A 6,816-nucleotide genomic window follows, 5' to 3' on the forward strand; every position below is an offset into this window, starting at 1 on the left:
CTAACGGTTCCAATGCGCAGAGTGTGAAACTGTCTGACGGTCTGAACTTTACGGACGGTACAAACACGACGGCAGAAGTAGCAGCGGACGGCGTAGTGAAGATTAATGCTACCCATAACAAGGTAACAGGTGGAACCGCAACGGAAGCAACGGAAAAGAGTGATGCGGTAAGTCTGAAACTGACGGATGAAGACGGGAACGATATCCCGGCAATCGCATTGAAGAACACGTATACCACGGTGACCAAAGAAGGAAACACGGTAACGTTCAGCCGTAACGACGGTGTGACAGAAACCATCAGCCTGAGCGACCTGGGGGCTTCCGATTATCGGCTGGTACCGGCAGATGACGGCAAATACAAAGCAGACAGTGAAGGCATTGTTACCCTGAAGGTGAAAGACGCCATGAACGAGGATGCGGATCCCGTCGAAGTGATGATTGAGGACGTGGCAAGCAAGACCCAGCAGGACATCAATACGGAAAATATCAGCACCAACACTGCCAATATCACCAAGAACCGTGAAGACTTAGACGCCGGCTGGAATGCAAAGGCTGGGGGAAGCACGATCAACGTGAACCCGCAACACAAAGACCTGACCTTTGCAGGAGCGGATGAGCACGTAACGGTAACTGCAGACGACACCACTCGCACTGTCAAAGTAGGTGTGACCGGTCTGGCTAATGAAGACCTGAGCAACATTACTGAAGAGGGCGAGACCGTTATCACCAACATTGCCCGTGATGCCGTTACGGTGAAAGGCGAAGGTGGTATTGAAGTAACACAAAGTGAAGATAAGAGCACTTATACTGCCAAAGCAAAGCTGGCAGAGAACCTGACGTTGCGTGAAGGCAACATTGATCTGGCCAATGTAGTGAAGATTGGCAATGGGACCGACGTACACACCGTGACCATTGACGGGACGAAAGGCGAAGTGACGGGCCTGACCAACACTACCTGGAGCAAGGACGGTGTCTATGATGCTGGCCGGGCAGCAACAGAAGAACAGTTGCAGGATCTGTATGATGCAGCTACGAAAGACGCCGTAGATTCCGTGAAACTGAAGTTCCAGGGTGAAAATACGGATACTACTCTGGAGCGAGGCAACAACGAAGTACTTCAGGTTGTAGGTGACGGCGAAAATATCACTGTAAAAGGAGAAAATGATAAACTGAACGTAGTCCTGTCCAAAGACCTGAATGTTGACAGCGTCACTGCAGGCGATACGGTCATCAACACCGACGGTGTAACGGCCAACAAGGTCACCGTAGGCGACACGGTCATCGAAGACAAGAAGATCACCATGGGCGATACGGAGATTACCGACAGCTCGGTAACCACCAAAGAAGTTAAGGCTGGCAATACTACCATTAATGATAGTGGCGTAACTACAAATAATGTGACTGTGGGTGACACCACCATTGATAACAGCGGTGTAACGACTAACAAAGTCACCGTAGGCGATACCACCATCGGCAACGACGGTCTCACCATTGTAGACGGTCCGTCCGTTACAAAAGACGGCATTGACGCCGGAAGCAAGAAGATTACCAACGTGGCAGACGGCACGGAAGATTCGGACGCTGTGAACCTGAGCCAGCTGAAACAGGCTACATCTGCTTCGAAGACAGAAGTGGAAGGCGGTACCAACATTGCTTCGGTTGAGGAAAGCACTGGAAAAGACGGTCAGAGCATCTATACTGTCAACGCGGACGGAGCTTCTGTCAGTGCTGGCTCGGATGCGGTCAAAGTAACGAAGGGAGCAAAAGATAAAGATACAAACATTACAGATTATGAAGTCGACCTGAGCGACAAAACAAAAGCTGCTCTGGACAAAGCCGAAAATGAAGGCCTGACTTTTGCAGGTGATACGGGAACCAGCGACAAGATTAAGCTGGGCGATACCCTGAACCTGAAGGGCGGAGCAACAGGCGACCTCAGCGATGGAAACATCGGCGTGGAAGCTGACGGCAGCACCCTGAACATCAAGTTGGCGAAAGATATTAAGGATGTGGACAGTATCCAGGTGAACAAGTCTGTCAAGGTGGGTGACAATATTACCATGGATGGTGACGCCGGTACCGTTACGGTCGGTGGCACTACAATAACGGGTGATAAGGTAACAACCACGACAGTGCAGGCCGGTGACACGACACTTAACGGTGAGGGGCTGACAATTGCTGGCGGACCTTCCGTGACGAAGGACGGAGTTGACGCCGGAGGCAAGAAGATTACCAACGTGGCTAACGGAGAGGCAGATACCGATGCCGTTAATGTGAGTCAGTTGAATGATTTGGCAGAAAATGCCGGCAACGCAATCAATAATGTAAGTAACCAGGTTAATAATCTGGATAGTCGCATGAAGAAAGGCCTGGCCGGTGCGGCAGCCCTGGCGGCCCTGCACCCGATGGACTTCGACCCGGATTCCAAGCTGACCTTTGCGGCAGGCGTTGGCAATTATCGAAGCGCCAATGCAGCGGCAGTCGGCGCATTCTATCGTCCTGATGAACGAGTGATGTTCTCCATGGGCGGAACCTTCGGCAACGGCGAGAACATGGTGAATGCCGGCGTAAGCTTTGCACTGGATCGGGTAAACCGGATCTCCAATACCCGGACGGCTATGGCGCATGAAATTGTGGAACTGAAAGGCCATATCGCCAAACAGGATGAACAGATCGCGAAACTGACAGCACTGGTCAACAAGCTGGTAGGGCCTGAAAATGCAATCAGCGATGCTTCCATGTTCCCGGATGTTCCGGAGAACCACTGGGCATATGAGTATGTGGCTGACCTGCAGAGACAGGGCGCGCTGGAAGGCTACCCGGACGGACTGTTCAAGGGTGACCGTGCGATGACCCGCTATGAATTCGCGGCGATGCTTGACAGGGCTCTCCAGAACGGTATCAAACTGAATGAAAGAGCAGCCAAAGAATTTGAAGCGGAACTGGGCCGCATCTATGTACAGCGTATTTCCGGACAGGACAACGACCGCAACAAGATTGAACGGGTGCGCGTGAACAATATGGACAAGGCAACTCGTGACATGTACGGAAGCAAGATTGCAACAGCGGTTCCGGCGAAAGCAGCATCTAAGTAACCATACGGCATGACAAAAAAGCCCGGGTGTTTTTACACCCGGGTTTTGCTTTATGGCTTATACATTTCTTCTAACGTAACCAGCGCTGCTTCCCCTCTGGCCTGATACAACAACATGTCGATTCAACAAAATTCATTGCATTCTACAGAAAATGGCGGTATAATATAACAGGACTTTGGATTACCGCCATTTTGGAGGTGTGACATGGAATATATTCATCGCGAGCTGGAAAGAAAATTTTTGGAAGCAGACCGCTTTTTTAAGGCGGTTCTCGTGATAGGCGCCCGTCAGGTCGGAAAGTCTACCATGCTCAGGCATTTGGCGGAAGAACATGAGCGGACCATTGTGACGATGGACGATGATTTTGCCAGGGAGCTTGCATTACATGACCCGCGACTTTTCTTCCAGACATATAAACCGCCCATTTTGATAGATGAGATTCAAAAAGCCCCAAACCTTTTAGAACATATAAAGATTATGTGCGATGAAAGTGAGGAACGGGGCCGTTTCTGGCTTACCGGTTCCCAACGCCGGAAAATTATGGAGCGTTCACAGGAATCGCTGGCAGGGCGGCTTGGAATTTTACGCCTGTATGGGCTTTCCCAACGCGAAAAAATGGGAATCCTTGATGCAGCTCCATTGGATTTTTCCATGGAATGTTTGCTGAATCGAAAGGCCGGCATTCCGGATAATGATATTGCGGATGTGTTCGTGCACATCTGGAAAGGCGGATTTGCGGATGTGCAGAATGCTGCAGATGAGATGCTGCAGACTTACTATCAGTCGTATATTGATAACTATCTGATTGCCGATGCTGTGAATGATGAGGGGATTAAGGATGTTGCTGGCTTTAAACGTTTCATCCGGGCTTGTGCAGCGCTGACTGGCAATCTTGTCAATTACCGAACACTGGGCGAGGCTGCCGGGATATCTGAGGTCACAGCAAAAAAATGGCTTGCAGTATTGCAGGATATGGATGTGCTCTATCTCCTGGAACCGTATTCTAATAATGAGCTGCAGCGGCTTGTAAAGACGCCAAAGCTTTATTTCTGCGATACGGGGCTTTGTGCATATCTGACACGGTGGCTCACGCCGGAATCGTTACGTGAAGGGGCTGCCAGCGGTCACTTCTACGAAAACTATGTGATCATGGAACTGGTGAAGAACTACGCTTATGCCAGAAACGGAGCCCTGCTCAGCTTTTATCGGGATGATAAGGCAAAGGAGATAGATGTTTTTGTTGAGGAAAACGGCAGGATTCATCCGCTGGAGATCAAAAAAAGCGCCAATCCTGAGAAGAAAGAAATCAGGAAGTTTTCGGTTGTCGAAAAGACAACACTGCTGAGGGGCTACGGAGGGATCGTGTGTATGTTTCCCAGGCCCTTTCCCATTGATGCAGACAACAGTCTGATACCAAGTAACCTGATTTAGGTGGTGAATTCCAAACGACAAAGTGGGAGAAATGGGCGTAAAACCCCATGACCCCTTCTCAGACAGATTGAATTGCCTGTCTGACGGTTATGCCTTACTGATGCATAACCGCCTGTCTGTCATATATTAATGAGTGCGTAGGGTCAAAACCAAGTAACCATGCGGTATGACGAAGAAAAACCGGGTGTTTTTACACCCATTTTGGTAAAATTACATGGCACTGCGTTCGCCGGAATACATCCGGACATTAAACCTGTTACAGAAAAGACATTGCTAATATTAAAGGTGCTGGGGATTTATTAAGCGCAGGGAAGTAAAGGGAGAAACATACGCAAACAGTTTTTGAAATAGAATTTTAAACAAAATAAGTTGGATGTCAGTAAAGTTGGCTGGAAGCAGAAGTAATAATAAATTAAAGTATACAAAATATTGTACAGATGTATTCTACAATTATAAAAAAACCGGGGTATATACCCGGTTTTTTATAATTAGAAGGCAAAAATATAGTAAAATATCGTGTGTAAAATGTATATAATTGTCTACTTGACAAGAACAAAACGGGGGGGGTTATAATATATAAGATAATGGGTGAGTGCATCCTTTTAAATGTTGCGTGTTTAATTAACTATTTGTAGATCAAGGAGGAACTATCTACATGAATAAAATTTACAGAGTTATATGGTCTAAAGCAAGAAACTGCTACGTGGTTGCTAGTGAGTTGGCAAAACGGAATGCAAAAGCTCCCCAATGCGACGGTATCGTTAAAGCTGGGAAACTGGCGGTAACGACGGCGGTTATTGCTGCGGGACTGGTGACAGGTGTTGGAATATCAACGGTAAATGCAGCCCCGGAACCGACATTTGCGCCGGTTGAGGATAAGCAATATGTGGCACTATATGATAAAAATCCAGGAGGTTATACACAAACAACAATTAATGTAACCGGAGACTCTGGTAACCCTTATACTTATTATGTTGCAAATGGTTATAATGTTATTGGCGGTAACTATACTAAATATACAGACTTAAGTGCTAACGGACGTGTTTTTGTTATTGTTCCGCATAAAGATTTGTCGGAAGAAATGAATTCTACCAGTTCCATTATCTATTCGACAGGCAAGAAGACGAATTTAGATGAAAGTATTAACTCAGTGGATCCGGGTGTTTTTGTGGCAGCAACGAACTCCGGCAGCACTTTGGCTAATCATTCTTTCAGATACATTATCTATGACCCGGGATACAATGGAAAAGTTGCAAGTCAGTGGTATAAAAACGGTTGGGTTGATTTGAGCGCAATAACTGATGGCGGAATCAATTCCGGATTTAAGCCGGTTACCTGGAATTCTGATTTGGGAACATATATGTATAATGGTGAAGTAGTAGACTTCTCTAATGTTTACTGCCTGACAAAAGGAAGTACAGATATAGTAGGCGTATTTCTTAAATCAGACGGAACGGTTTATACAGGATCGGTATACGGGTATAATAATGAAATCCTTAAAACTGCACGCATAACAGATTATAATTACGCTGCTGACAACACTGGCAGTTATGTTTATAATACCGCTAATAACACTTATGAGCATTTTTATTCCGATGTAACATATGATCGTCAACATTATCGGTTCAGTGGTAATAGTGTTCAAAGATATACCAGGGATGTTTCTTACAGCTATAGAACGTTCTGGGCAACGGAAGCTACCGATGTGAATGCTACTTTGGAAGACTATACAATTGCCCAATATCAAGCGGATATGGAAGCTTTGGTACGGAATGATGAAGCGTTAATGCACAATGACGTGAAAGAAGGAAAGCTGGAGAATATTTCCAGCAGCGGTGAAACTGGCGCTACCGGTACATACACTCTTTACAGAAACGGAATTGACGGACCTGTTGCCATAGATGGTTCTCTGACCTTTACCAGTGAGGGAGGAACTGGAGGAACTGATACAAGCATATCGGTTTCTGATGGAACAAATAGTGTAAAATTACCCACCGGTTCAGTCGTAAAAGGAGACAGCAAAACTGCACTCACGACATTAACCATTAATGGTGAAGATTACACGTTGAAGGACGAAGACACGCACGCGAACATATCCAAAGCGACGCTGAACGGGACGACGCTGACGATCACGGACACGGATGACAAGTCTGCGACGGTAGACCTGTCCACGATCGACACGGATACCCACGCGAACATATCCAAAGCGACGCTGAACGGGACGACGCTGACGATCACGGACACGGACGACAAGTCTGCGACGGTGGACCTGAAGTCCATCGACACGGAC

Annotated in this window: 3 protein-coding genes; all 3 read left to right on the plus strand. The window is 47.2% G+C overall.

Annotated elements, in window-relative coordinates; all coding sequences use genetic code 11:
• A partial coding sequence (locus ACZOWY_RS07240; protein ID WP_484394622.1) for a YadA-like family protein occupies nucleotides 1-3,095 on the plus strand: 3,095 nt, incomplete at its 5' end.
• A 204-nt stretch (nucleotides 3,096-3,299) separates the two neighbouring features.
• On the plus strand, nucleotides 3,300-4,526 hold the full coding sequence (locus ACZOWY_RS07245) for an ATP-binding protein (RefSeq protein WP_484394624.1): 1,227 nt from the start codon (nucleotides 3,300-3,302) through the stop codon (nucleotides 4,524-4,526).
• Nucleotides 4,527-5,181: 655 nt separating this feature from the next.
• Nucleotides 5,182-6,816: ESPR domain-containing protein (locus ACZOWY_RS07250; RefSeq protein ID WP_484394626.1), on the plus strand; the 1,635-nt coding region annotated here is incomplete at its 3' end.

It is taken from the genome of Succiniclasticum sp. (genome assembly GCF_056977735.1).